Origin of the sequence: Aestuariibius violaceus (assembly GCF_040779325.2) — a bacterium.
Taxonomy (GTDB): Bacteria; Pseudomonadota; Alphaproteobacteria; order Rhodobacterales; family Rhodobacteraceae; genus Aestuariibius; species Aestuariibius violaceus.
In genome coordinates this window covers 586,968-611,419 of sequence record NZ_JBFONT020000001.1, presented here as the reverse complement: position 1 = coordinate 611,419, position 24,452 = coordinate 586,968, and the positions used below count along the sequence as shown (strand labels likewise).

26 protein-coding genes are annotated in these 24,452 nt (G+C 62.2%); 14 read left to right on the top strand and 12 right to left on the bottom strand.

Features of this window, described 5'->3' with window-relative positions; translation table 11 throughout:
• Positions 1-369 precede the first annotated feature (369 nt).
• From AADZ90_RS03030 to dnaQ, 4 genes are read left to right on the top strand one after another with little or no spacing between them, the layout of a single operon-like run.
• A complete protein-coding gene (locus tag AADZ90_RS03030) occupies positions 370-969 on the top strand; it encodes a Maf family protein (RefSeq protein WP_367309237.1) in 600 nt (199 codons plus the stop codon).
• The gene (locus AADZ90_RS03025) at positions 966-1,796 is read left to right on the top strand and encodes a shikimate dehydrogenase (protein WP_367309238.1); all 831 of its coding nucleotides are present in this window, start codon (positions 966-968) and stop codon (positions 1,794-1,796) included. Before AADZ90_RS03030 ends, AADZ90_RS03025 begins: the two co-directional genes overlap by 4 nt.
• Positions 1,793-2,377 (top strand): dephospho-CoA kinase, encoded by a 585-nt coding sequence (gene coaE / locus AADZ90_RS03020; RefSeq protein WP_367309239.1) that lies wholly within the window; start codon positions 1,793-1,795, stop codon positions 2,375-2,377. Before AADZ90_RS03025 ends, coaE begins: the two co-directional genes overlap by 4 nt.
• The gene (gene dnaQ / locus AADZ90_RS03015; protein ID WP_367309240.1) at positions 2,370-3,059 is read left to right on the top strand and encodes a DNA polymerase III subunit epsilon; all 690 of its coding nucleotides are present in this window, start codon (positions 2,370-2,372) and stop codon (positions 3,057-3,059) included. The genes coaE and dnaQ overlap by 8 nt, the downstream gene beginning before the upstream one ends.
• Here the strand turns inward: dnaQ and secB are convergent.
• Positions 3,056-3,577, bottom strand: coding sequence for a protein-export chaperone SecB (gene secB / locus AADZ90_RS03010; protein WP_367309241.1), 522 nt, complete (start codon positions 3,575-3,577; stop codon positions 3,056-3,058). The genes dnaQ and secB overlap by 4 nt on opposite strands.
• 56 nt (positions 3,578-3,633) lie before the next feature.
• Positions 3,634-4,101: an FxsA family protein gene (locus tag AADZ90_RS03005; protein WP_367309242.1), complete on the bottom strand. Its 468-nt coding sequence runs from the start codon at positions 4,099-4,101 to the stop codon at positions 3,634-3,636.
• A gap of 105 nt (positions 4,102-4,206) precedes the next feature.
• Here AADZ90_RS03005 and AADZ90_RS03000 point away from each other — a divergent pair, with 105 nt between their 5' ends.
• From AADZ90_RS03000 to AADZ90_RS02990, 3 genes are read left to right on the top strand one after another with little or no spacing between them, the layout of a single operon-like run.
• Positions 4,207-4,866 (top strand): Tim44/TimA family putative adaptor protein, encoded by a 660-nt coding sequence (locus AADZ90_RS03000; RefSeq protein WP_367309244.1) that lies wholly within the window; start codon positions 4,207-4,209, stop codon positions 4,864-4,866.
• Positions 4,867-4,907: 41 nt separating this feature from the next.
• The gene (gene mltA / locus AADZ90_RS02995; protein ID WP_367309567.1) at positions 4,908-5,885 is read left to right on the top strand and encodes a murein transglycosylase A; all 978 of its coding nucleotides are present in this window, start codon (positions 4,908-4,910) and stop codon (positions 5,883-5,885) included.
• A complete protein-coding gene (locus AADZ90_RS02990; protein WP_367309245.1) occupies positions 5,882-6,463 on the top strand; it encodes a Smr/MutS family protein in 582 nt (193 codons plus the stop codon). Before mltA ends, AADZ90_RS02990 begins: the two co-directional genes overlap by 4 nt.
• Here AADZ90_RS02990 and gyrB read toward each other — a convergent pair whose 3' ends face one another.
• The 8 genes from gyrB to AADZ90_RS02950 form a co-directional block, all read right to left on the bottom strand.
• Positions 6,464-8,878: a DNA topoisomerase (ATP-hydrolyzing) subunit B gene (gyrB, locus tag AADZ90_RS02985; RefSeq protein WP_367309246.1), complete on the bottom strand. Its 2,415-nt coding sequence runs from the start codon at positions 8,876-8,878 to the stop codon at positions 6,464-6,466. It abuts the gene before it with no gap.
• Positions 8,879-9,018: 140 nt separating this feature from the next.
• Entirely contained in the window at positions 9,019-10,107 is a 1,089-nt protein-coding gene (gene recF, locus AADZ90_RS02980) for a DNA replication/repair protein RecF (RefSeq protein ID WP_367309248.1), read from the bottom strand.
• Between the two features lie 37 nt (positions 10,108-10,144).
• A complete protein-coding gene (gene dnaN, locus AADZ90_RS02975) occupies positions 10,145-11,263 on the bottom strand; it encodes a DNA polymerase III subunit beta (protein WP_367309249.1) in 1,119 nt (372 codons plus the stop codon).
• A 134-nt stretch (positions 11,264-11,397) separates the two neighbouring features.
• A complete protein-coding gene (gene dnaA / locus AADZ90_RS02970; protein WP_367309250.1) occupies positions 11,398-12,732 on the bottom strand; it encodes a chromosomal replication initiator protein DnaA in 1,335 nt (444 codons plus the stop codon).
• A gap of 617 nt (positions 12,733-13,349) precedes the next feature.
• Positions 13,350-13,613, bottom strand: coding sequence for a 30S ribosomal protein S20 (rpsT, locus tag AADZ90_RS02965; RefSeq protein WP_367309251.1), 264 nt, complete (start codon positions 13,611-13,613; stop codon positions 13,350-13,352).
• Positions 13,614-13,771: 158 nt separating this feature from the next.
• Entirely contained in the window at positions 13,772-14,548 is a 777-nt protein-coding gene (locus tag AADZ90_RS02960; RefSeq protein WP_367309252.1) for an enoyl-CoA hydratase, read from the bottom strand.
• 60 nt (positions 14,549-14,608) lie between these two features.
• Entirely contained in the window at positions 14,609-15,460 is an 852-nt protein-coding gene (gene mutM, locus AADZ90_RS02955) for a bifunctional DNA-formamidopyrimidine glycosylase/DNA-(apurinic or apyrimidinic site) lyase (protein ID WP_367309253.1), read from the bottom strand.
• Complete coding sequence (locus AADZ90_RS02950) at positions 15,405-16,085, bottom strand: hypothetical protein (protein WP_367309254.1); 681 nt, start codon at positions 16,083-16,085, stop codon at positions 15,405-15,407. Before AADZ90_RS02950 ends, mutM begins: the two co-directional genes overlap by 56 nt.
• 76 nt (positions 16,086-16,161) lie before the next feature.
• Here AADZ90_RS02950 and ubiE point away from each other — a divergent pair, with 76 nt between their 5' ends.
• A complete protein-coding gene (ubiE, locus tag AADZ90_RS02945) occupies positions 16,162-16,905 on the top strand; it encodes a bifunctional demethylmenaquinone methyltransferase/2-methoxy-6-polyprenyl-1,4-benzoquinol methylase UbiE (RefSeq protein WP_367309255.1) in 744 nt (247 codons plus the stop codon).
• On the top strand, positions 16,906-18,435 hold the full coding sequence (ubiB, locus tag AADZ90_RS02940; RefSeq protein ID WP_367309256.1) for a 2-polyprenylphenol 6-hydroxylase: 1,530 nt from the start codon (positions 16,906-16,908) through the stop codon (positions 18,433-18,435).
• Position 18,436: 1 nt separating this feature from the next.
• Here the strand turns inward: ubiB and AADZ90_RS02935 are convergent, their stop codons facing one another.
• The gene (locus tag AADZ90_RS02935) at positions 18,437-19,096 is read right to left on the bottom strand and encodes a flagellar hook capping FlgD N-terminal domain-containing protein (protein WP_367309257.1); all 660 of its coding nucleotides are present in this window, start codon (positions 19,094-19,096) and stop codon (positions 18,437-18,439) included.
• Positions 19,097-19,108: 12 nt separating this feature from the next.
• On the bottom strand, positions 19,109-20,368 hold the full coding sequence (locus AADZ90_RS02930) for a flagellar hook-length control protein FliK (RefSeq protein WP_367309258.1): 1,260 nt from the start codon (positions 20,366-20,368) through the stop codon (positions 19,109-19,111).
• A gap of 92 nt (positions 20,369-20,460) precedes the next feature.
• On the opposite strand from AADZ90_RS02930, the gene AADZ90_RS02925 reads away from it, so the two are divergent.
• The 5 genes from AADZ90_RS02925 to AADZ90_RS02905 all read left to right on the top strand — a co-directional run bounded on the left by AADZ90_RS02925 (position 20,461) and on the right by AADZ90_RS02905 (position 24,398).
• Positions 20,461-20,739 (top strand): rod-binding protein, encoded by a 279-nt coding sequence (locus tag AADZ90_RS02925; RefSeq protein ID WP_367309259.1) that lies wholly within the window; start codon positions 20,461-20,463, stop codon positions 20,737-20,739.
• Between the two features lie 534 nt (positions 20,740-21,273).
• Positions 21,274-22,752, top strand: coding sequence for a flagellin N-terminal helical domain-containing protein (locus AADZ90_RS02920; protein WP_367309260.1), 1,479 nt, complete (start codon positions 21,274-21,276; stop codon positions 22,750-22,752).
• A gap of 82 nt (positions 22,753-22,834) precedes the next feature.
• Complete coding sequence (gene flaF, locus AADZ90_RS02915; protein ID WP_367309261.1) at positions 22,835-23,212, top strand: flagellar biosynthesis regulator FlaF; 378 nt, start codon at positions 22,835-22,837, stop codon at positions 23,210-23,212.
• Positions 23,212-23,610, top strand: a complete 399-nt coding sequence (gene flbT / locus AADZ90_RS02910) for a flagellar biosynthesis repressor FlbT (protein WP_367309262.1) — start codon at positions 23,212-23,214, stop codon at positions 23,608-23,610. The genes flaF and flbT overlap by 1 nt, the downstream gene beginning before the upstream one ends.
• A complete protein-coding gene (locus AADZ90_RS02905) occupies positions 23,610-24,398 on the top strand; it encodes a DUF1217 domain-containing protein (protein ID WP_367309263.1) in 789 nt (262 codons plus the stop codon). The genes flbT and AADZ90_RS02905 overlap by 1 nt, the downstream gene beginning before the upstream one ends.
• Positions 24,399-24,452 lie beyond the last annotated feature (54 nt).

The window sequence follows — 24,452 nt, the reverse complement described above, 5'->3', positions numbered from 1 at the left end:
TAAAGAAAGAGATGAAAAGATGGAGTGATAGTAGGTCGCCACTTTCCTGTGGAACCACGGATCGCCCACAAAGCTGTCCACGCCGGAGGATGTGTGCGTGAATTGCTCCAGATGGAATTCGGTATCCGCTAATACCTTGTTAACGAATATGAATTTACCTTCATCCCGGCGCTGGTTCTGTTGATAAGCTGTTGGTTTTCTCGCAACAGGCAGGGGTATTCAGGATTGCGCTTTATGCTTGTCCCTCTGTGGGGTTTCCCGCCGTGATTTGTGTAACAGGTGTGTGACAGCGGGTCGGCCGGTCAGTCAGGGCGATCGCCGACAGGCTATCGGTTGATCTCCCCCCGACTTTCCCACAGAGCTATGCCCATGACGCCGCCTCTTGTCCTTGCCTCCGGGTCCGCGATCCGCGCGCAGCTTTTGCGCAATGCGGGGCTTGAGTTCGAGGTGCTGCCGGTGCGGATCGACGAGGAGGCCGTGCGTGCGGCGATGGTCGCCGAAGGCGCGCCGGGGCGCGACATCGCGGATGCGCTGGCCGGGATGAAGGCGCGGAAGGCGGCGGAGAAGGCGCCGGGCGCGCTGGTTCTGGGATGCGATCAGGTTCTGGAAAGCGGCGGGCAGGTCTTCGGCAAGGCGGAGACGCGGGACGAGGGGCGCGATCAGCTGCGGCTTTTGCGGGGGCAGCGGCATTCTCTTCTGTCGGCGGCGGTTCTGGTCGAGGACGGGCGCGAGGTCTGGCGCCATGTGGGGGTGGCCCGGATGGCGATGCGGGATTTCTCGGATGCGTATCTGGATGCGTATCTGGACCGGACCTGGGAGGAGGTTCGGCACAGCGTCGGCTGTTATCAGATCGAAGGGGAAGGGGTGCGTCTAATGGGCCGGGTTGATGGCGATTACTTTTCCATTCTCGGGCTGCCCCTGGTGGAGTTGCTGAATTACCTGTCGGTGCGCGGGGTGATCGCGACATGAGTGCGCGGGTGCCTTTGGCGGGTGTTGTCGGTGCGCCAGTCGGGCATTCGCTGTCGCCACGGCTGCACGGGGCCTGGCTGTCGCGATACGGGATCGCCGGGCATTACGTGCCGTTCCATGTGGCGCCGTCGGATTTCGAAGAGGCGCTGCGTGCGATGCCCAAGATGGGAGTCGTGGGCGTCAACGTGACCATCCCCCACAAGGTTGCGGCGCTGGAGCTGGCGGATAAGGCCAGTGACGCCGCGCGGGCGATCGGGGCGGCGAATATGCTGACCTTCGGCGCCGATGGTTCGGTCGAGGCTGAAAACACCGATCATTACGGGTTCATGGCGAACCTGCGGGCCGGAGCACCCGATTGGCGGGCTGCGGGAACCCGGGCGTTGGTTCTGGGCGCGGGCGGTGCGGCGCGGGCGGTTCTTTATGCCCTGTGCGAGGCGGGGGTTGCGGAGATCTATCTGGTCAATCGGACGCGTGAGACCGCGGAACGATTGGCGGAGGTATTCGTCGATCCGGTGCGGGTCGCGCCGTGGGAGGATGCGAGCGATCTGTTGGGCGCGGTCGATCTGGTTGTCAATACGACGTCACTTGGGATGACGGGACAGCCGCCACTGACATTTCCGCTGGATGGATTGCGAGCGGGACAGGTCGTGACCGATCTGGTCTACGCGCCGTTGGAGACAGAGCTTTTGCGGGCCGCGCGGGCGGCCGGGGCGATGGCGGTCGACGGGTTGGGGATGCTATTGCATCAGGCTGTCCCGGCCTTCGAGCGGTGGTTCGGACAGAGACCGGACGTGGACGAGGATCTGCGCCGGACGGTTCTGGGATGACGGTCAAGCTGGGTCTGACCGGATCCATCGGGATGGGAAAGTCGACGACCGCGGCGATGTTCGCCGAGGCGGGCGTTCCTGTCTGGGATGCGGATGCGGCGGTGCATCGGCTTTATGCAGCAGGCGGGGCGGCGATTGGGCCGGTTGGCGAGGTCTTTCCCTCTGCGATCGAGGATGGGGCGGTCAGCCGGGAGCGGCTGAAGGAGATCATCGCGGGTGATCCGGGTGCGCTGGGCCGGATCGAGGCGATCGTGCATCCGCTGGTGGCGCAGGACCGGGCGCGGTTTCTGGCCGGGGCGGAGGCGCCGGTGGTGCTGTTCGATATCCCGCTTTTGTTTGAGACGGGGGCGGATGCGTGGCTGGACAAGGTGATCGTCGTCACCGCGTCGGCAGAGGAACAACGCCGCCGGGTTCTGGAGCGGGGCACCTTGAGCGCGGCGGAGTTCGATGCCATCCTCGCCAGGCAAATGCCCGACGCAGAGAAGCGGGCGCGCGCCGATTTCGTGATCGAGACGAAGAGCATGGATCACGCGCGGCGCCGGGTGGCGGAGATCCTTGAGGAGCTGGGCTGGAATGCGTGAGATCGTTCTGGATACGGAAACCACGGGGTTCGAGCCCGATGACGGCGACCGGATTGTCGAGATCGGCGCGGTCGAGTTGATTAACCACGTGCCGACGGGCGGGACGTTTCACAAATATATCAACCCCGAACGCGCGATGCCGCAGGAGGCGTTCGAGGTGCATGGGCTGGGGGACGAGTTCCTGGCCGACAAACCGAAATTCGCCGACGTGGCGGATGATTTTTTGGGGTTCATCGGTGACGCAAAACTCGTCATCCACAATGCTGCCTTCGACATGAAATTCCTGAATGCGGAGCTGGGCTGGGCGAAGCGGCGGCTTTTGCCGATGGATCAGGCCGTGGATACTCTGGCGATTGCGCGGAAGCGGTTTCCGGGGGCGCCGGCCTCGCTCGATGCGCTGTGCCGGCGGTTCGGGATCGACAATTCTGCGCGGACGCTGCACGGCGCGCTTCTCGACAGTGAGATCCTCGCGGATGTCTATCTGGAGCTGATCGGGGGGCGGCAGCCGGATTTCGGGTTGGCCGAAGCGGCGTCGAGCGGACCGGTTGCAGAGGGGTCGGCGTGGCGTCCCCCTCCGCGGGCAACGCCCTTGCCGTCGCGTCTGACGGAGGACGAGGCTGCCGCCCATACTGCTTTTGTCGAGCAGCTGGGCGACGAGGCCTTGTGGCGTAAGCTGGGTTAGGCGTCTGCCGTTTTCTGCTTTTTCTGATCGGCGACCCGGCGGGCGATTTCCTGGCGGTAGAGCGCGAGGAAGTCGATCGTTTCGAGGTTGAAGGGCGGGAAGCCGCCATCGCGGGTGATGTCGCTGATGATCCGGCGCAGGAACGGGAAGAGCAGGCGCGGGCATTCGATCAGCAGGTAGGGGTGCAGCTGTTCTTCCGGCAGGCCCTCGATCATGAAGACGCCGGCATATTCGATCTCGAGCAGGAAGAGCGTCTCCTCCGTGCCCTTCGACTTGGACGTGACGCTGAGCTTCATCACGACTTCGTACTGGTTGTCACCGCCCCGGCGGTGGGCGTCGAGCTTGACCTGGACGGTGACCTCGGGCTGGATTTCGCCCTGCAGGCTTTTCTGCGCCATTACGTTTTCAAACGAGAGGTCGCGGATATACTGCGCCAGGATCCGCTGGCGGACCTGCGGTTTGTCGCCGGTTTGGGCGGCGGCTTCGGTGTTAGGCGCGTCGGTGCCGTTTTCGGCCATGGGAAAGCTCCGGTTTCTGCGGTTCGCGCCCTGTTAGCAGAGCGGAGCGGGCTGCTTCAATGGCGTGTCCAGCCTGAAGGGCGGTGTGTCGGCTGTTGTTCCGGGGGAACTTCCGTGAAGTCACCGTCGATCACCTCGTCCCGGGGCTGGCGGGGCTGCGGGCTGCCAGCGACATAAACCCGCATCTTCTGGCGGAGGAGATCGAACGCTTTGCGCTGCACTGGCGGGGCCAGCAGAAGGAAGCCGACCGTATCCGTGAAGAACCCCGGGGTGAGGAGGAGCGCACCGGCGACAAGAACCATCGCCCCCCGGACAAGTGGTTGAGACGGATCGGAATAATCCGAGAAAGACCGGCGCAGATCGTTCAGCACCGCACGTCCCTGACTGCGGACGAGGTAGGTGCCCGCGATGGCGGTGAGAACGACGATCAGGAGCGTCGGCCAGGTGCCGATCCATCCGCCAACCTCAATGAACAGAAAGATTTCGACGATGGGGATGATGATGAAGAGAAGCAGCAGTGGCATGTCGTCGCTAACCGGTGATGATCGCGGCTGTGGACCTTGTACCGCGCAGGCCCTACATAAGTGTGTGGAGGCAGTGATGCCATATGTTGCCGTGAAAGAGCGCTGATGAACTCTCCGATCCTTCAACTTCTGGTTCTTGCCGGAATTGCCGTGTTCCTGATCCTGCGCCTGCGCAGCGTCCTTGGCACGCGTGAAGGATATGAAAAGCCGCCGGTTCCTGTGCAGCGGGAAAAGGCGCAGCGCCGCCGGGATTTCGAAGTGATCGAAGGCGGTCCGGACGAGGATATCACGGATCACGTCCCGGATGGGTCGGACAGTGCAAAGGCGCTGATGGCGATGAAGATGGCCGAGCCCGGGTTTTCGCTGACCGAGTTCCTTGGCGGGTCGCGGCAGGCCTACGAGATGATCCTGATGGCGTTCGAGCGCGGCGACCTCGCCGAAATCGAGGACCTGCTGTCGGAGGACGTTTATGCGTCGTTCGCCGAAGTCGTCGAACAGCGCGAGCGCGAAGGTCTGACGATCGAAGCGACATTTGTCGGCGTCGGTGATGTGACGGTGAAGGAAGCGACCTTCGACCGGGAGGCTGGCGTGGGCGAGATCACCGTGCGGTTCCTGGGCGAGCTGACGAGCGTCGTGCGGGATCGCGGTGGCGATATTATCGAGGGTGATCCCAACTCGATCAAGCGCCAGAAAGACGTTTGGACCTTCTCGCGCCGGATGGGCGCCGATGACCCCAACTGGACCCTCGTCGCCACCGGCGAATGAGGCTGGCGGCAGCGCTCGCGATCGGTCTGGGATCGTCGGTGATGGCGGATCCTGCCGTTACGGTGCTGCGATTTTCCGACCTGGAGGGATGGGCTGCCGACGATCACGAGGCGGCGCTTTCGGCGTTTCTTGAAACGTGCGGGGATCTGAACGATCCGGATTGGCTGCCGCTGTGTTCCCTGGCGCGGAGCGGGCCGGGGGCGCGGGCGTTTTTCGAACAGCTCTTTACGCCGGTGCTGGTCGAGGACGGGGTGCCGATGCTTTTCACCGGCTACTTCGAGCCGGAACTCGAGGGGTCGCTGACGCCGGACGAGACGTTCGCCTATCCGATCTATCGCAAACCGCCGGAGATACTCGACGGCGTGCCGTGGCTGACCCGGCAGGAGATCGAGGAGAGCGACGTTCTGGACGAGCGGGGGCTGGAGCTGTTCTGGCTGTCGGACCCGGTCGATCTGTTTTTCCTTCAGGTGCAGGGGTCGGGGCGCATCCGGCTGCCTGATGGGTCTTTGCGCCGAGTCGGGTATGGGGGGAAGAACGGGCGGGAGTACAGCTCGGTCGGGTTGGAGCTGGTGCGGCGTGGTCTGTTCGAGGCGCATGAGGTGTCGGCGGCCACGATCCGGAACTGGGTGCGGGATAACCCCGAGGAGGGGCGTGCCTTGCTGCAGGTAAACGAAAGCTACGTGTTCTTCCGGCCGGTCGATGACGTGCCGCCGGAGAAGGGGCCGCTGGGGGCGATGAACCGTTCGGTGACCGAGATGCGGTCGGTTGCCGTGGATCCGGAATACGTTCCGCTGGGCGCCCCGGTCTGGATCGAGAAGGAGGGGGCCGATCCGATGCGGCGTCTGATGATCGCCCAGGATACCGGATCGGCGATCAAGGGGGCGCAGCGCGCGGATATCTTCTTTGGCACAGGCGAAGAGGGGGGCCGCGCGGCTGGCCGGATCCGGGATGGCGGGCGGATGGTCGTTCTGCTGCCGATCCAGCGCGCCTATGCCATGGCGGATGCCGTCCGGCGATGAGGAAGCCGCGCAACCTCAGCCCCGAGGAGCGCGCGTTGTGGGAGAGTGTCGCGCGACGGGCGACTCCGCTGGAGAAGGCGCGGTCGGCGCTGCCTGAACCGAAGGCGGTTGCGGCGTCGGCCCGAACGCGGTCGGCGGAAGCTGCCACGGCGATTCCGCCGTTCGAGATCGGGTCGAAGACGAACGGAGCGACGGTGCGGACCGATCTGGCGCCAAGCGTTTCGGATCGGTTGGCGACGGCGCCGGTTCAGATGGATCGCAAGGCGTTCCGGAAGATGAGCCGGGGCAAGCTGGACCCGGATGCGCGGATCGATCTGCACGGGATGACGCTGGATGAGGCGCATCCCGCGCTGATCTCGTTCATCCTGTCAGAACAGGCGCGGGGGTCGCGGTTGGTGCTGGTGATTACCGGCAAGGGTCGCGCGCGCGCGCCCGAGCAACGTGGGGTTCTGCGGCGTCAGGTGCCGCACTGGCTGCGGATGGCGCCGGTCGGGCAGGCCGTGCTTGAGATCCGCGAGGCGCATTTGAAGCACGGCGGGAGCGGCGCGTTCTACGTGTATCTGCGCCGCTCCCGTTGATCAGAAGTCGAGGTTTTCGACGGACAGCGCGTTCTGCTGAATGAACTCTCGCCGGGGTTCGACCACGTCGCCCATGAGCTTGGTAAAGAGGTCGTCGGCCTCGGCCACGTCATCAACCTTCACCTGCAGGAGCGTACGCGCGTCGGGATCCAGCGTGGTCTCCCAGAGCTGATCCGGATTCATCTCTCCCAAACCTTTGTAGCGCTGCAGCGAGAGGCCCTTTTCGCCCTCTTCGAGGATCGCGTCGAGCAGGTCGAGCGGGCCGTGGATCAGCTGGCGCCGATCCTTGCGGTGGAGCGTGGCGGGCTTGCCGTAGATTTCCTGCAGCGATTCCGTGAAGGACCCGGTACGGCGCGCCTCGCCCGAACGGAGGACGGGGCCGTCGAGGGTGCGGATCTCTTCCACCCCGCGCAGGATACGGGCGAGGCGGATGCCGCGATCCTGGGTGATGCGGCCTTGCCAGCCGCGTTCGTATTCCAGCGCGATGAGGTCGAGGCGGCGCGCGACGCGGTCAGCGACGCCTTGCAGATCCCGATCAATGGCGCCGGGGACGAAGGCGCCCGCGATGGCGGCCTGTTCGAGGATATGGCGCGGGTAGTGCGTCGGGAAGGCGTCGAGGACGCGGCGAAGCTGGCGGGCCTCGTTCACAACGCGACGCAGGTCGGCGCCGGTGATCTCTTGCCCGTCGCCGAGTTGAAGCATCGCGCCGTCGACGCCCTGGTCGATGAGGTAATCCTGCATCTCGGCCTCGTCCTTGAGGTAGACCTCGGACTTGCCGCGCGAGACTTTGTAGAGCGGCGGCTGCGCGATGTAGAGGTAGCCGCCTTCGATCAGCTCGGGCATCTGACGGAAGAAGAACGTCAGAAGCAGCGTTCGGATATGGGCGCCGTCGACGTCCGCATCGGTCATGATGACGATCTTGTGGTAACGCAGCTTGGAAATGTCGAATTCGTCCCGGCCAATGCCCGTGCCGAGCGCCATGACCATGTTACCGATTTCCTGAGAGCCAAGCATCCGGTCAAACCGGGCGCGTTCGACGTTCAGGATCTTGCCCTTCAGCGGGAGGATCGCCTGTGTGCGCCGATCCCGGCCCGTCTGGGCGGAGCCGCCGGCGCTGTCGCCCTCGACCAGGAAGATTTCGGTATTCGCAGGATCCTTGTCGGAACAATCCTTCAGCTTCGAGCTGAGGAAGTTCATGTCCATCGGGTTCTTGCGGCGGGTCAACTCGCGCGCCTTGCGGGCGGCTTCCCGCGCGAGGGCGGCTTCGACGATCTTGCCGACGATCTGCCTGGCTTCGGTCGGGTTTTCTTCCAGCCATTCGGCGAGCTTTTCGTTCACCAGGTTTTCGACCGCCGGGCGCACCTCGGACGAGACGAGCTTGTCTTTCGTCTGGGAGCTGAACTTGGGGTCGGGCACCTTGACGGAGAGGACGCAGGTCAGACCTTCGCGTGCGTCGTCGCCGGTGAAGTTGACCTTTTCCTTCTTCGCGATGCCGCTGTCGGAGGCATAGCGGGTCAGCGTGCGGGTCAGCGCGCCGCGGAAGCCCGCCATATGGGTGCCGCCATCGCGCTGGGGGATGTTGTTGGTGAAAGGAAGGACGGTTTCGTGGTAGCTGTCGTTCCACCACATCGCGACCTCGACACCGATATCGTCGCGGGTGCCTTCGATGAAGATCGGTTCCGGGATCATCGGGTGCTTGTGCCGGTCGAGGTATTTGACGAATTCCCTGACACCGCCTTCGTAGAACAGTTCGCTCTCGAGCGGTTCCGCCGGGCGTTCGTCGCGCAGGAGGATGCGGACGCCGGAATTGAGAAAGGCCAGTTCGCGCAGGCGCTTTTCCAGCGTCTCGAACGAGTAGTTCAGGTCACTGAACGTGTCGGTCGAGGCGAGGAATCGGACCTCGGTTCCGGTGCGGTCGGTTTCGCCCAGCACTTCGAGGTGCTTGGTCGTGAAGCCGCCTTCGAACCGGGCGACGTGTTCCTTGCCCTCGCGCCAGATGCGCAGTTCCAACCAGTCGGAGAGCGCGTTGACGACCGAGACGCCGACGCCGTGGAGGCCGCCGGAGACCTTGTAGGAATTGCTGTCGAATTTCCCGCCCGCGTGGAGCTGGGTCATGATGACCTCGGCCGCGGAAACGCCCTCCTCCTCGTGGATGCCCACGGGGATGCCGCGACCGTTATCGGACACGGAAACCGAGCTGTCGGCGTGGATCGTGACGCTGACATGGGTGGCGTGGCCGGCGAGCGCTTCGTCGATACCGTTATCGACGACCTCGTAGACCATGTGGTGCAGGCCGGAGCCATCGTCGGTGTCGCCGATATACATACCGGGACGCTTTCGGACCGCTTCTAACCCTTTGAGAACTTTGATAGAATCTGCGCCGTACTCTTCTGGCGACGGGGTGGCTTCAGCCATACTCGACAATCCGTCCTGATTTTTTGAGTTTATACGATTTCTGGGGGAGGTTGTCACGCGAACGCCCCAGATTTTGTGGTGTCGGGTGCTGTCTGTGACCCTTTGGATATGGTTGTCCGGGGGGCGTGTCGCAAGGGGTGTCAGGCGGGGCGGATTTCGGAGGTTCCGGCGGTTTCGGTGACTTCCAGATGCTGGGCGCGGGGGCCCAGATCGGTGAAGAGTTCCGGGCCGGTGCCGGTCATCCAGGCCTGGGTGCCGAGGGCCGTGATTTCGTCATAGAGCGCGGCGCGGCGGCTGGCGTCGAGATGGGCGGCCACCTCATCGAGGAGGAGGATCGGCGGGGTGCCGAGGCGGGCGGTCAGCGCGCGGGCATTGGCGAGGATGAGCGAGAGGAGGAGGGCCTTTTGTTCGCCGGTGGAACAGTCGCGGGCGGGGATGCCTTTGGCGGCGAAGGTGGCGTCGAGATCGGCGCGGTGGGGGCCGACGAGGGTGCGGCCTGCAGCGAGGTCGCGGGGGCGGCTTTCGGCGAGGGCATGGCGCAACGCCTCTTCCCTCGCTTGCGCGCGCTCATCGTTGAGGGCGAGGTCGGCTGTCGGGAAGGCGGTTTCTGCATTCTGCTGGGCAGAGGCGAGTTCGGCGAGGGCGGCCTGGCGGTTTTCGGTGAGGGCGTGGCCAGCTTTGGCCATGCGCGCCTCGAGCGCGGCATACCAGGCGGGGTCATGGACCTGATCCTTGAGGAGGCGATTGCGTTCGCGCATCGCCTTTTCGTAGTCGAGGACGGCCTGCGCGTGGTCCGGTTCGAAGGACAGCGCGATGCGGTCGAGGAACCGGCGGCGGCCTTCGGCGCCTTCGATCCAGAGCCGGTCCATGGCCGGGATCAGCCAGAGGATGCGAGCGATGCGCCCGAGTGCCGTTTGCGGGGCGGTCTTGCCGTCGATCCTGGTCTGGCGGGCCGTGCTGTTTTCGGACCAGGTTTCGATTTCGTGTGGGTGGCCGCCGTCGATTGTCGCCGTGATTTTCCAGCCGAGCGCTTCGGGGCGGCGCGTCATCTCTTCCGCGGAGGCGCGGCGGAGGCCGCGGCCGGGGGAGAGGAGCGAGATCGCTTCGATGAGATTGGTCTTGCCCGCGCCGTTCGGACCGAAGATCGCGACGGGGCGATTGTCGACCTCGACCACGGCGCGCTTGTGCGAGCGGAAATGGCTGAGGGTGAGATGCTTGACAGTGGTCATGGGCGGCAAATTCCCTTGGCGGAATTTGCTGGAGAGGTCAGACCCGCATGGGCATGACGACGTAGATCGCGCTTTCGTCGCTGCCTTCGCGCATCAGGGCCGGGTCGCCCGAGCCGTTGAACAGGAAGATCGCGTTTTCGCGGTCGACCTGATCGGCGATGTCCTTGAGGTATTTGGCGTTGAAGCCGATCTCGATCTTCTCGTCGGCATAGGCCACCGCGAGTTCTTCTTCCGCGTTGCCGCTGTCGGGGGCGTTGACCGAGAGGATCAGCCGGTCTTCGTCGAGCTGCATCTTGACGGCGCGGGAGCGTTCGGAGCTGACGGTCGCGACGCGGTCGACGGCGCGGGCGAAATCGGCGGCGTCGACTTCGAGCTTGCGGGTGTTGCCCGTCGGGATGACCCGGCTGTAATCGGGGAAGGTGCCGTCGATCACCTTGGACGTCAGGGTGATATCCTGGGTCGCGAAGCGGATCTTGGTTTCCGAGACGGAGACGGCGATCTGGGTTTCGTCGTCGTCCAGAAGCTTGCGAAGCTCGGCGACCGTCTTGCGGGGGACGATGACGCCGGCCATGCCGTCGGCACCGTCGGGCAGAGCCGCGTCGATCCGGGCGAGGCGGTGGCCGTCGGTGGCGACGCAGCGCAGGACCTTGCTGCCGTCGCCGTCGGCCACGTGCATGTAGACGCCGTTGAGGTAATAGCGGGTTTCTTCCGTCGAGATCGCGAATTTGGACTTGTCGAAGAGGCGGCGGAGGACCGGTGCTTCGGCCGAGAAGTTCGTCTCGTAGTCGGACGACGCCATGACCGGGAAGTCTTCCTTGGGCAGGGTGGCCAGTTGGAAGTGGGAGCGGCCTGCCTCGATCGAGAGGCGGCCGGAGGCGCCGTCATCGGCGAGGGTGACGAGCGCCCCGTCGGGCAGTTTGCGCACGATCTCGTTCAGGGTGACGGCGTTGACAGTGGTCGCGCCGGGGCGTTCGACCTGGGCGGGGGCGCGATCCACCACTTCGATATCGAGGTCGGTGGCGCGGAAGGTGACGGTATCGCTGTCCGCTTCGATCAGAACGTTGGCGAGGATCGGGATCGTGTTTCGGCGTTCGACCACGGATTGCGCCTGAGCCACGGCCTTGAGCAAGGCGGCTCTTTCGATACTGATCTTCATGTCCCTGTTCCTATTCTTATGCGCGCCGTCGGCACCGAAGCGGCCGGGACCGCGACGGTAGCCGTTTCCGGCGAAGCCTCAAGGGATTTTTCTTGGGTCGGCGCGACGGCAGGTGGACCTGTTGCGTTCGGATTCTATTCCTCGAGCACGCGGCGCAGATTTTCCAGATCGTCGGCCAGCTGGCTGTCCTTGCTGCGCAGTTCGTCGATGCGCCGGACGCCGTGGATGACCGTGGTGTGGTCGCGTCCGCCGAAGCGCCGCCCGATCTCGGGCAGGGAGCGGGACGTCATCTGCTTGCAGAACCACATGGCGACCTGGCGCGGGCGGGCGTAGTCGCGCTTGCGCTTGGGGCCGATCATGTCGGAGAGGCGGATCGAGTAGTATTCGCTGACCTTGCGCTGGATCTCTTCCACCGTGACCTTGCGTTCGGAGACGCGCAGGATGTCGGCGAGGCAGTCCTGGGCGAGTTCCAGTGTGATCTCGCGGCCGACGAGAGAGGAGAAGGCGAAGAGACGGGTGAGCGCGCCTTCGAGGACGCGGACATTGGTCGAGATGCGGTGCGCCAAGAATTCGAGGACGCCTTCGGCGACGATGACGTCTGGATCGGTCTCGCGATGGACGGCCAGCTTGGACTGCAGGATGCCGAGGCGCAATTCGTAGTCGGTCGGATGGAGGTCGACGACGAGGCCGCATTGCAGGCGCGACTTGATGCGGTCTTCGAGATCCTTGATTTCGCCCGGGGCGCGGTCGCCGGAAATGATGATCTGCTTTCGCTCGTCGATGAGCGCGTTGAAGGTGTGGAAGAACTCCTCCTGGGTGGAGGATTTTCCGGCGATGAACTGCACGTCGTCGACCATCAGCACATCGACCGAGCGGAAGAGGTGCTTGAAGTCCATCATCGTGTTGTCGCGGATGGCGCGGACGAATTCGTACATGAACTTTTCGGCGGAAACGTAATGGACCGTCAGCTCGGGCTTTCGCTGGCGCAGCTCGTGGGCGATGGCGTGCATCAGGTGCGTTTTGCCGAGGCCGACGCCGCCGTAGAGGAAAAGCGGGTTGAAGCTGACCGGGCCGCCTTCGGCGACGCGCTTGGCGGCGGCGTAAGCCAGCTCGTTCGGTTTGCCGACGACGAAACGATCGAAGGTGAAGCGGCCTTCGAGCCCGATACCGTTGGGCGCCGGGTCGGCGGCGGGGGCCGCGGCGCGCTGTTGCGATGTCGCGGTGTTGGCGTTGGCGACGTCGAAGGCGAGGCGGGTGACGCGTTCGCCCGAGCGATTGAGCTGGTAGATGATCTGGTCGGCGAAGTTCTGTGAGACGTAGTTGCCGATGAAGGTGGTCGGCACCCCGAAGGTGCAGACGCCGTCGGTCAGGCCGCGGAATTCCAGAGGTTCGATCCAGTTGGCGAAATGTCCCTGCCCCAAAGTTTGCATAAGCTCATTCCGGACAACTCCCCACTGTTCTTGCGTCATTCCAAAGCCTGTTCCAACTCGTGTTCATTTCAGACAGCACGCTGCCTGTCGCAGCCTTTTGAGGGCCGCTTGCTCCCAACGATCCGGAAGTCCGACGGAAAAGAACAAAACATGCCGGCAGCCCATATGGCCTGCCGAGCGCATCCGAACTCTTAAAGAAGACCTTGCCCGCTTGCGTCCGATCATCTGGACCGCAACAGACATTGATCTTCCCGGACATGACTGCATTGTCGGGCTGCCGCAGCAGCAACCCGTCGCAGATGCGAAGCTGTGACAGTGAACAGGCCCCTAGACCCGCCCTGACCTTGCCTCACCGTGCCGAGAACGTCCTGACCACATTTGCCGGTCCTTTTGTCCCAACCAGCGGGACCAGCTTCAGTCCGCTCTCACCACCATGTCCCCCCAGGACGATGTGAATCGCAGGTGTGAAGCTAGCAATCGGGACAGACGCCTCGCAAGATGAACAACGCGCTTGACGCAAAGATTGGTGCGACGAATCTTAAACTTCGTTACCGATCAACAACTTGCTGCAGTGCCCACAAGAAGGCGCCCTATTACAAAAGAAAAACGCGCCCGCCGGGGCGCGTTCTTTGTGCAACGGTCATGTGACGGATCGTTTAGCCGATCGCCTTCACACGAGCGGAAAGCCGCGACATTTTCCGGGCGGCGGTATTCTTGTGGTAGACGCCTTTCGTGACGCCGCGCATCAGTTCGGGCTGGGCCTCGCGCAGGGCGGCGGTGGCGGCATCCTTGTCGCCGGAGGCGATCGCCTCTTCGACCTTGCGAAGGAATGTGCGGATCCGCGACCGGCGGGCCTTGTTGATCTGGAAACGCGTCTCGTTCTGACGGGCGCGTTTCTTGGACTGGGGTGTGTTTGCCATGTGAGTTCTGTCCCTATGCCGGGGTTGATCTAAAACGCACGTCTCCCCGCCATCCGGAATGCCGGTCGCCGGGACGAATCAAGCCTGGAAAGCGGGCTGCACGCGCATGTCTGGCGGCGGTATCTGGGGCAAAGCGATGTGGGCGTCAAGCCCCTGCGCTATTTATCCCGGAACTGCGCCTCGCGCTTTTCAAGGAAGGCGGCCATGCCTTCCTTCTGGTCCTCGGTCGCGAAGAGCGCGTGGAAGAGGCGGCGTTCGAACAGGATGCCCTCGGACAACGTCGTCTCGTAGCTGCGGTTGACCGCCTCTTTGACGGCCATCGTAGCGATCTGGCTTTTCTCGGCGATCTTGGCGGCGCAGGCGAGCGCCTCTTCCTTGAGCTTCTTGGCCGGGACGACGCGGCTGACGAGGCCGGAGCGTTCGGCCTCTTCGGCATCCATGAAACGGCCGGTCAGGTGCATGTCCATGCTCTTTGACTTGCCGACGAAGCGGGTCAGGCGCTGGCTGCCACCGATCCCCGCGACGACGCCAAGGTTGATTTCGGGCTGGCCGAACTTGGCAGTGTCGGCGGCGATGATGAAGTCGCACATCATCGCAAGCTCGCAACCGCCGCCCAGCGCATAGCCCGCGACCGCGGCGATGATCGGTTTGCGGCAGGCGAGCAGATTGCGGACCTGTTCGCCCATATAGTCATTGGAGAACATGTCGACGAAGGAGCGTTCGGACATCTCGCCGATGTCGGCGCCCGCGGCGAAGGCCTTGTCGGACCCGGTGATGACGATGCAGCGCACCTTGTCGTTCCGGCTGGCATCGCGGACCGCCTCGCCCAGTTCGCCGAGGAGCTTTGAATTGAGCGCATTGAGCGCGTCTGGCCTGTTCAGGGTGATGAGTGCGACGGAATCTTCGATGTCGACGATGATCGTTTCGAACGCCATATGCGCCTCGTTCCGGTTGTCACAAGGTTCGTGCTTAACAGGCGGGGGGGCCGTTTCAAGCTATCTTTGGCAAGTCGGGCAGTAGAAGCTGGACCGGCCGGACTGGACGATCCGCTTGATGGTGCCGGTACAGCCGTCCTTGCGGCAGGGGTCGCCTTCGCGGCCGTAGGCGCGGAAGGCATGCTGGAAATAGCCAAGCTCTCCGTTCGTTTGGCGATGGTCGCGGAGGGAGGATCCGCCGGCCTCGATCGCCTCGGTCAGGACATCGCGAATGATGGGGACAAGCGCCTCGGCCCGTGCGCGAGAGATGTTGCGCGCCAGGCGGCGGGGGCTGAGGCCGGCGCGATGGAGCACCTCGCAGACGTAGATATTGCCAAGGCCTGCGACGATTTTCTGGTCGAGCAGGGCGGATTTGAGTGGCGTGGCCCGGCGGGCGAGCGCGGCTGCGAGCGTTGGACCGTCGAAGGTGTTGCCGAGCGGTTCTGGACCGAGATTGGCGAGAAGGGGATGCGTGTCGATCTGTCTGGTCGGGGCGAGATCCATCATGCCGAAACGGCGGGCATCGTTGAAAGTGACGCGGGTGCCGCGGTCTGTCTCGAGGATGATGTGGTCGTGCTTTTCGGGCGTTGGCTGGTCGTGGACGAACTGGCCTGGCTGCCGTTCGTCGATGAGCATCCGGCCCGACATGCCGAGATGGATCAGAAGCGTTTCGCCGGTATCGAGATCGGCGAGGATGTATTTCGATCGGCGGCGCAGGGTGCGGACGGTGGCACCGGTGAGCCGGTCTGCCATCCTTTCGGGCAGCGGCCAGCGGAGATCGGGGCGCCGGACCTCCGCGCGGGCAATCCGGGCGCCTTCAAGGACGGGCGCGAGACCCCGCCTGACCGTTTCGACCTCGGGAAGTTCCGGCATTTCTGTCCCCGTTTTGCGCGGCCCGTGTCTCCAACGCTGCCCGCAGCTGGCTGGCGCCTGTGACGAATTGGAAGATCTCTGCCCGCCTGTGGGAGGCGAAGAAGAGGCGCAGGATATAGGCGCGGTCGCTTTCGACCGCAACGAGATCGTCCAAGGGCAAGATACGACTGCCGAAGAGGATGGTCGGGACCGAGACATCGTCACGCCCCAGCTTGATCTCGTAGGTCCAGACGAAGAGCAGATACCAGAGGACCACGAGGCCGAGCAGGGAGAGTTCGGTGGTCGACCAGCCGTCGAAGGAGATCTTGGGCGATCGTGCGTCGCCCATGGCGTTCATCTGTCCTGAGGAGCCCATGCTGAAGAGCGTCCAGAGGAGCAGCGTGACAAGAGCGGTCGCCGTCAGCTTGAGGCCGATCGTCGCGCGGTGGCGGTCGCCAAAGCCGGTTTGGACGACGTGGCCGTCACTGCCTGCCCGGGTGGCGAGGCGTGCAAGCTGGAGATCGGTGTTCAGGGTGTTCCTACGGTCGAGCCCGCGGCGCAGGCGGCCCATCTTCGGCAGGTTCACGATGGCCGCGACGATTGCGGCGGCACCAAACGTTATGAGGAAGGCGGTAAGGTCCGACATGGCTGCGCCATCAAGTCCTGCTTTGTGATTTCCCGCGCAAGCCTATATCGGCAGTGGGCGGGAGTAGGGCAGGACCATGGCAAGCGACGAGAAAACCACGCATTTCGGTAACGAGACCGTCCGGGAAAGCGAAAAGGCCGATCGGGTCAGGGGCGTCTTTACCTCGGTAGCATCGCGATACGATGTGATGAACGACGTCATGTCAGCGGGCATCCACCGACTTTGGAAAGACGCGATGATGGATTGGCTCGCGCCGCGGCCGGGGCAGCGTCTGCTGGATGTGGCGGGGGGCACGGGTGATATCGCGTTTCGGTTCCTGAAGCGGGCGAAGGGGGCGAGCGCTGTCGTCCTCGACCTGACCGAGGACATGCTGGCTGCCGGTCGCACGAGGGCGGAGGCGGAAGGCGCGCCGATCGAGTGGATCACCGGCGACGCGATGGCGCTGCCGTTCGAGGATGCGACCTTCGACGTCTACACGATCTCGTTCGGGATCCGGAACGTGACACGGCCCGAGATGGCCCTGTCGGAAGCTTACCGGGTGCTGAGGCCCGGCGGGCGGCTGATGGTTCTGGAGTTCTCGCAGCTACCCAATCCCGGTCTGCAGCGGCTTTATGATCTGTATTCCTTCAATGTCATTCCGCGGATGGGACAGGTCATCGCCAGGGACCGGGACAGCTATCAGTACCTGGTCGAGTCGATCCGTAAGTTCCCCGATCAGGAGCGCTTTCTAGCGATGATCCGCGAGGCCGGATTCGAGAACGCGCGCTACCGGAATCTGTCGATGGGGATCGCGGCCCTTCATTCCGGTTGGAAGCTCTGAATGCGGGGACCGCATAACATCTGGCGCCTGGTGCGGACGGGCGCGACGCTGGAGCGGACGGGTGCGATGAATGTGGTGCTTGATGCATTTCAGGCGCCTGCCTCACTTAGGATCGTGGCGAAGACGCTTGGCTGGCCGTTCAAGTGGGCCGGGCTGAAAGGTGATCCATCGATGCCGCCCGCAACACGGGCGCTGACGGCGCTGGGTCCGGCCTATATCAAGTTCGGTCAGATCCTGTCGACACGCCCCGATGTCGTGGGCGACGAACTGGCACTGCAATTGCGCGTGCTGCAGGACAAGCTGCCGCCGTTCACCCTGGAAGAAGCCCGGAAGACAATCGAAGCTGAGCTTGAGATCCCTGTGGATGAGCTGTTTTCTGAGCTTGGTCCGCCCGTTGCCGCGGCCTCAATCGCGCAGGTTCACAAGGGGCGCGTTGCGGGTGGCGATGGGGCGGTCGCCGTGAAGGTGCTGCGGCCGGGGATCGAGAAGGCGTTTCGCAAGGATATTGACGCGTTCTATCTGGCGGCGTGGATTGTCGAGATTTTCGCGCCCGGGTCGCGCCGGTTGCGCCCCCTTGACGTGATCGAGCATTTCGAGGGCGTCGTGCGGGGGGAACTGGACCTGAGGCTTGAAAGCGCCGCTGCGGCGGAGTTTGCCGCGAATACCGGCAAGGACGATGGGCTGCAGGTGCCGGATGTACGATGGCTTTTGTCGTCACGGCGCGTGATGACGCTGGACTGGGCGGACGGCATCCCTGCCGGCGATGTCGCGGCGATTGATGCCGCGGGACACGATCGGCGGCTTCTGGGCGAGCGGGTGCTGCGGCTGTTTCTGCAACACGCTTTGCGGGATGGCTACTTTCACGCCGATATGCATCAGGGGAACCTGAAGATTGCACCGAATGGCGATATCATATTGCTGGATTTCGGGATCATGGGGCGGATCGACCAGTATACCCGTCGGGTTTATGCCGAGATCCTCTTTGGGTTCATCCGGAAGGATTTTCGCCGTGTCGCAGAGGTGCATTTCGAGGCTGGGTATGTACCTGCGGACCGGGATGTGGACGAATTCGCGCGCGCTCTGCGTGCCGTTGGTGAGCCGATATTCGGAATGGACGCGTCCCGTATCTCGATGGGTCGGTTGTTGAACTACCTCTTCGAGGTGACCGAGCGCTTCGGGATGGAGACGCGGACCGAGCTGATCCTGCTGCAAAGGACAATGGTTGTGGTTGAAGGCGTGGCCCGATCGCTCAACCCGCACATTAACATTTGGGAGGTCGCGCGTCCGGTCGTCGAGGATTACATCAAGGAAAGCATCGGCCCGAAAGCTTTTCTGCGGGACATCGCCGATACGGCGCGTGTCGCCGCCCGTTTCGGCCCTCGCCTGCCGCAACTGGCCGAAGAACTGCTGATCCAGCAAAGCGACAGAGGCCCCGAGCGGCGGAGACTGGCCGGCGTGACGCCCCTGATCTGGATGGGGATCGGCGGCGGCCTCGTCGCTGTTGGCGTTGTCCTTGGCGCGCTGCTCTAGGTCATGATGGAACTCTGAGGGCTGTGATCTCTGTCGCGGGAACCGAGACCCCCCCCGCGAGGATCGCGACGTTCACGCCGCCTTCGACCCTGACTTCATTGACCCGGGTATAATGCGCGACGGCCTCGCGTTCGATGATCTCACCATTCGCCGTGCTTTCGATCCGGAACGTGTATTCGCCCGGAGGGAGCGGCCGACCGTCTTCGTCATAGCCGACCCAGTCGATTTCTCCGCCCCCAGATGGCAGCGGTTCGACGGCAACTTCCTGCCCGGCGCTGTTCGTCACGATCAGGACGGTGCTCTGCGCAAGCGGCGAGGGGTCGGGCACGAGCCGGACCGGAGCGCCGTTGAAGTGGGCTGCGCCAGTTGCCCGGGCCTCCATCCCGACCCATCCTGCCATGTCGCTAAGACCCGTGACTTGGCTTTGCTGTATCAGCGTTTCGAGGAGGTCGTTGGTCAAAACCTGCTGTTCGACGGCCGAGAACTGCGCAAGCTGCGCAGCATAATCGGCAGAATCGACCGGGTTGAGCGGGTCCTGATTTTCCAGCTGTGTGGTCAGCATGTTCAGAAACGTCTCGAAGTCGGAACTGATGACTGCACTGGTATCGGTGGCAACGTCCGCGCCCGTGGGTGTTGCGCTGTTGAAGGATTGAATTTCCATCTGATGAGTCCTCTAAAGTCTCAAATCGAGCCTATCCGCCATCGTCAAGACGGCCAGATCGTTTGGCAGGTCTTCGCCGGTTTCGAAATCCTCCGCTTCGAACGCGGTCATCGTTCCGGAGTCGCGGTCATTCCAGTCCTGCGGGCTATCGCGGAAATCGAAAGACAGGTTGGCATATCCTGCATCACTGAACTCCGCGGTCAGCTCATCCAGGTTTCGCCGCATCAGATCTATCGTTTCCGGCCGCTGCGCCTCGACGATCAGAACGGTACGCCCGTCAGTCTGGGTCAGGGTGAGGCGAACCTTCCCCAACTCCTCCGGATCGAGGACAATCTCCGCCATCCCGGTTTCTGAAACAGACAACGTCGCGGCAATCTGTCCAGGGATCGACGGGGCGGTTGGGGGTGTCGGCGGGCCTGCCGCGCCAAGCGGTCGGGAAGGCGCTGCCCCATCGATAGCAGTAGACGCCCGCACGATCGGTGGATCGAAGGCTTGCGGGTCGGGAAGGTCGCTCACCAACTTGGGCGAAACATCCATCTGACTGATGGGCGATGCTGTTCTTGGCTGCGGTCCGGTCGCCTCAATCGATGTGGCTTTCTTTGCGGGTTTGCTCGGAGTGGCGGTTTCGACACGCTCTTGTGACGGTGGGACTTCTGCGGTCCCTTTCCGAGCTTCTGGCGAGGGTTTCGGGATTATCGCTACATCTGCCCCTCTTTGGCGAGGATCGGCCGCAACCGCGCGCGCGCGCGAGATCACCTGATCTTTCTCTTGGTGAACCGCTGGTTTGGGATTGTCCCTTATGACGGGCACCAAACCCTCAGTCGATGCTTGTTCCAGTGCCACAGCACGCTTGTGCGTAGATTTCTCCTTTATGTCCTGTTGAACGAATGGTCCGTCGACCCCGCCTGCTCTGCGTTCGACCGCCGGCGCTTCACGGCCTTTGACTTGTACAACATCGGGTTCCGTTTGCGGCACAGTGCGAGCGTCGATCTCTACCTCCGGGACCGTCTTTTCCGAAGTCTTCTCGATATTTTGTACCGGTAGCCTCGGCTCGGTGACTTCGTGCATCCACCCGGAGGCAGGCGTTTGCAGGCCTGGCTCCTGGGCTGTTTCTTGTGTTCCGGAAGGCGTAGGAATGGGCGTGACAAGATCGACCATGACAGAAAAGTCATCGACCTCAATCGAGCCCTCTAACCGGATGGTTTTCACGGCAGAAAGGGGCGTATTGCCGTCCGAAGATCGATTCATGAGATAAAGGAGATCCAACTTCATTCCCGTTTTTGAAACTCTCACCAAGCTAAACTCGGAAAGATTTACGATTTCTTTATGATCCGCAGCCAAATTTGATCGCGAAAGGGGTATTTATGGAAATTCAGGTATATCAGTCGAAAACCGTCACCCCAGATTCTCGGGAAGATCTGCTAAAAGCGTCGCAAGCGCTTGAGGCTCAGTTCCTTGCAGAAATGCTGAAGACGGCGGACGTGGGATCCGTTCCGGATCTGTTCGGCGGCGGTTCCGGAGAGGAGCAGTTTTCGTCACTTCTTGTAGACGAGCAGGCTAAACGATTGGTCGACGCCGGTGGCATCGGCTTGGCTGAGCACCTCTTCAATTCGCTGATCCGGCGCGAGGCGAACGATGGCTAACTCCTTGATAAAGCGAGCGATATCGTGCTTTGAGGCAGAGAAAGACGCGCTACTAAACTCGGACTTCAAGCAACTCACACCAATTCGAACAGAGCTTGATTCGCTCCTGGAACTGCTGAGGAGAGCAACCTTGGAGGAGCGGCAGGCGGCTCACCTACGAGACCTGGCTGAGAGGAACCGGCGTTTGTTGGAGGCCGCAATGGACGGTATCCAGGACGCCCAGTCGAGGCTTTGGACGCTCAGACAAGTTCAGCGGTCGCTTCGCACGTATAGTGCGGATGGCAAACACTCTGATTTCTCTATGGAGAATCGTCGTTTAGAGAAAAAGGCATGAAAATTTGAATTAGATTCCTTCTACTATCCCTTCTTCGATTAATTCATTGTTAGTTACCCTGTACTCTATTGTTTGTGCGTCTCGAAATCGCGGGACGGCGTATCCTGAAAAGCCAGGACACACAGGTCAGAATGACACAGTAGCGCCTTCGCGGCGCGGCATGAAACGCGGTGTAAAGCACCGGCTAAAGGAGCTTGGAAATGTCCAGCATTCTGACGAACAACAGCGCAATGGTCGCATTGCAAACACTAAAAACCATCAACAACGATCTCGCAAAGACCCAGTCAATGATCTCGACCGGCAAGGAAGTCGCGAATGCACGCGACAATGCATCGGTCTGGGCGATCTCTAAGGTAATGGAAGCTGACGTGAAAGGCTTTCAGAGCATTTCGGACAGTCTTTCACTCGGTCAATCCACTGTCGCTGTTGCGCGAAATGCCTCTGAAACGGTTACGGATCTCCTGACCGACATCAAAGGCAAGATCGTCGCTGCACAGGAAGACAACGTCGATCGCGACAAGATCCAGACCGACATCGACGCGCTGACCAATCAGATCAAGTCTGTGACCAGCGCCGCGCAGTTCAACGGTCTCAATTTGGTTTCGGGAACCGACGACATGAAGATCCTGTCGTCTCTTGATCGCGGGTCCGATGGCTCCGTCGTCGCCAGCGACATCACGGTCAGTCGTCAGGACCTGACAACCGATGGCGGCGCCTATGGTGGCGGTGGCGTCAGCAAATCTGCCAATGGCACCGTCAGCGCCGCCACGGTTGGCGCGACCGGCAATACGGCAAGCTATGCGATCGTTTACAATGCCGACACCGACGTCTTCAGCTTCACGATCGAAGGCAACACCGTCAACGTGAACGGAAATACCGACACGACAACAACGATCGACAACATAGCGTCTGCGGTCAACGCGCTTGGTCTTGAGGGCATTAGCGCCTCAAATGATGGTTCAGGGAATCTGGACATTACGTCGACGCGCGCATTCGAGGACGTTGACGTTACGGCGTCTGTGACCGGCTCTGCCACAATTGACGGCGGTGCAAGTGATTCCGATACGATCGGTCAGCGAGCTGAGACAATCACGTTCGTAGGGACCAATGTGAACCAGGGTGACAGTTACCGGATCACGTATAACGGAGCTAACTACGACTACGTTGCCGGTAAGGGCGAGACATTTGAGGATGTCGCACGCGGCCTTCAAACTGCGCTGGACTCCGCGGGTCTCGGCGACGTTTCGACCCGCGTGAGCCAGAATGACAGCGGTCAATGGGTCCTGAACGTCGATAACGCCGGTACCGATGTTACCGATTTCGCTTTGACAGGCGAAAGCGGCGGGACCGCATCGGGCGGTCTCTTTGGTCTCGACTCCATCAATGTGTCGACATCCGACGGTGCTGATCGGGCGCTCGCAACGATTGAGACGCTTATTGGCAACTCGATTGATGCGGCGGCGAATTTCGGTTCTTCCCAGGGCCGGATCGACACTCAGCAGGAATTCATCGATAATCTCACCGATGCGCTGAAGTCTGGAATCGGTGCGATGGTGGATGCGGATATGGAGGCGGCCTCTGCTCGCCTTCAGGCCCTTCAGGTCCAACAGCAGCTTGGCGTTCAGTCGCTGTCGATCGCGAACCAGGCGCCTCAGTCGATCCTCTCGCTCTTCCGTTAAGCAAGTCAGCGAGGCCCTTCGGGGCCTCGCGCCACAAACTGGTCCCTGAAAGCGGGGAGTTCAGCAGCAGAAGGCGCACATCATGAATACGTTCCAACGGGCGCAACAAGCCTATGGTGCCGCAGAAAACGCGGTCCGGTCCGATCGAAGCCTTGAACACGCTGCGCTGGCAAAGGCGAGCCGCGACTTGAAGGCCGCGCATGATGCGGAACCCTTCACGTTTTCGGCCCTGGCCGAGGCCCTTCATGCCAATTCGCGGCTCTGGACCCTTCTCGCTGTCAACGTCGCCGATCCGGAAAACCAGCTAAGTCCGGACATCCGAGCCCGTATCTTCTACCTCGCCGAGTTCACGCTTCATCACACTCGGGCTGTCCTTGAGGGAACTGGGTCAATTGATCCGCTTCTCGACGTGAACACAACGGTTATGCGTGGTCTGCGCTCAACGCAGGAAGCGGCCTGATGCCTGGCCTTGTCCTCAAGCTCGCTCCGAAGGAGAGAGTTCTCGTGAATGGTGTCGTTCTGGAAAATGGCGACCGGCGTAGCAAGATTACCGTCATGACCCCCGCGGCCAGAATTCTTCGTCTGCGCGATGCAATCCATCCCGATGAGGCAACCACTCCGGTCCGGCGGGTCTGTTACATCCTTCAGCTCGCCTTGTCCGGAGATGTCGATGAACGGGCGGCACATGAGCAGGTCCTGGAAGGCATAGCGCAACTCGAAAGCGTCTTTTCCGATAGAGACAGCAAAGCCCACCTGTCTGCTGCTGCCCAAGCCATCGTTGATGGCATGAGTTATCGCGCCTTGAAGACTTTGCGGCTGCTGATCCCGCGCGAGGCCCGGCTTCTCGGGGGCCACTGATGTTCCAGCCTGTTCTGCCCTTGTCTGGATATGCCGGGTGGCGTTTCCTCGAACAAACGCTGGATGCGCAGAAGACGGCGCATGCGGAAAGCCCACTAATCGAGCGTCAGACGGATCGGTTTAGGGAGCGTATCGGCTCCATCGCTCGGCCAGCGGACCTTGTCGCCGACCGGCAGCTCCTGGAGGTGGCCCTCGGTGCGTTCGGTCTTGGTGACGACATCGACAACAAGTTTTTCATCCGCCGAATTCTTGAGGATGATCTGTCCGACCCCAAGGCCCTCGCCAACCGACTGAGCGATGCGCGATATGGGCAGTTCGCGGCGACTTTCGACTTCACGACAGATCAGACAGCATTCAGTGACCCAGCCTTCGCGGAAGACATCATCGCCCGCTTTGAGACTGCGAAGTTCGCGGAGGCCGTCGGTGATCAGAACGAGGATTTTCGGCTCGCCCTGAATGTTTCTGAAGGGATCGACGACGTACTGGCAGGAAGCAGCAATGACGAAGCGCGCTGGTTTTCCATCCTCGGCTCGCCGCCGCTGCGCTCGGTCTTCGAGACCGCGCTTGGCTTGCCGGCATCATTTTCGCAGATCAACCTCGATCAGCAGCTTGAAACGCTGCGCGATAAGAGCGAGCGTATCTTCGGCGCAGATAGCGTAGAGATCTTTGTGGATCCTGAGGCGCAGGATAAGTTGGTGCGCCTCTTTCTCGTTCGGAGTGAGGCGAGCGCATCGGCAGTGTCGGCAGGCCAGATTGCACTGTCACTCCTTTCTGGCGTTGCAAGCTAGATAGCTGGTGTCGTCGTGAGAGACGCATCTTGGATGAAATGAGGAGAAATGCAG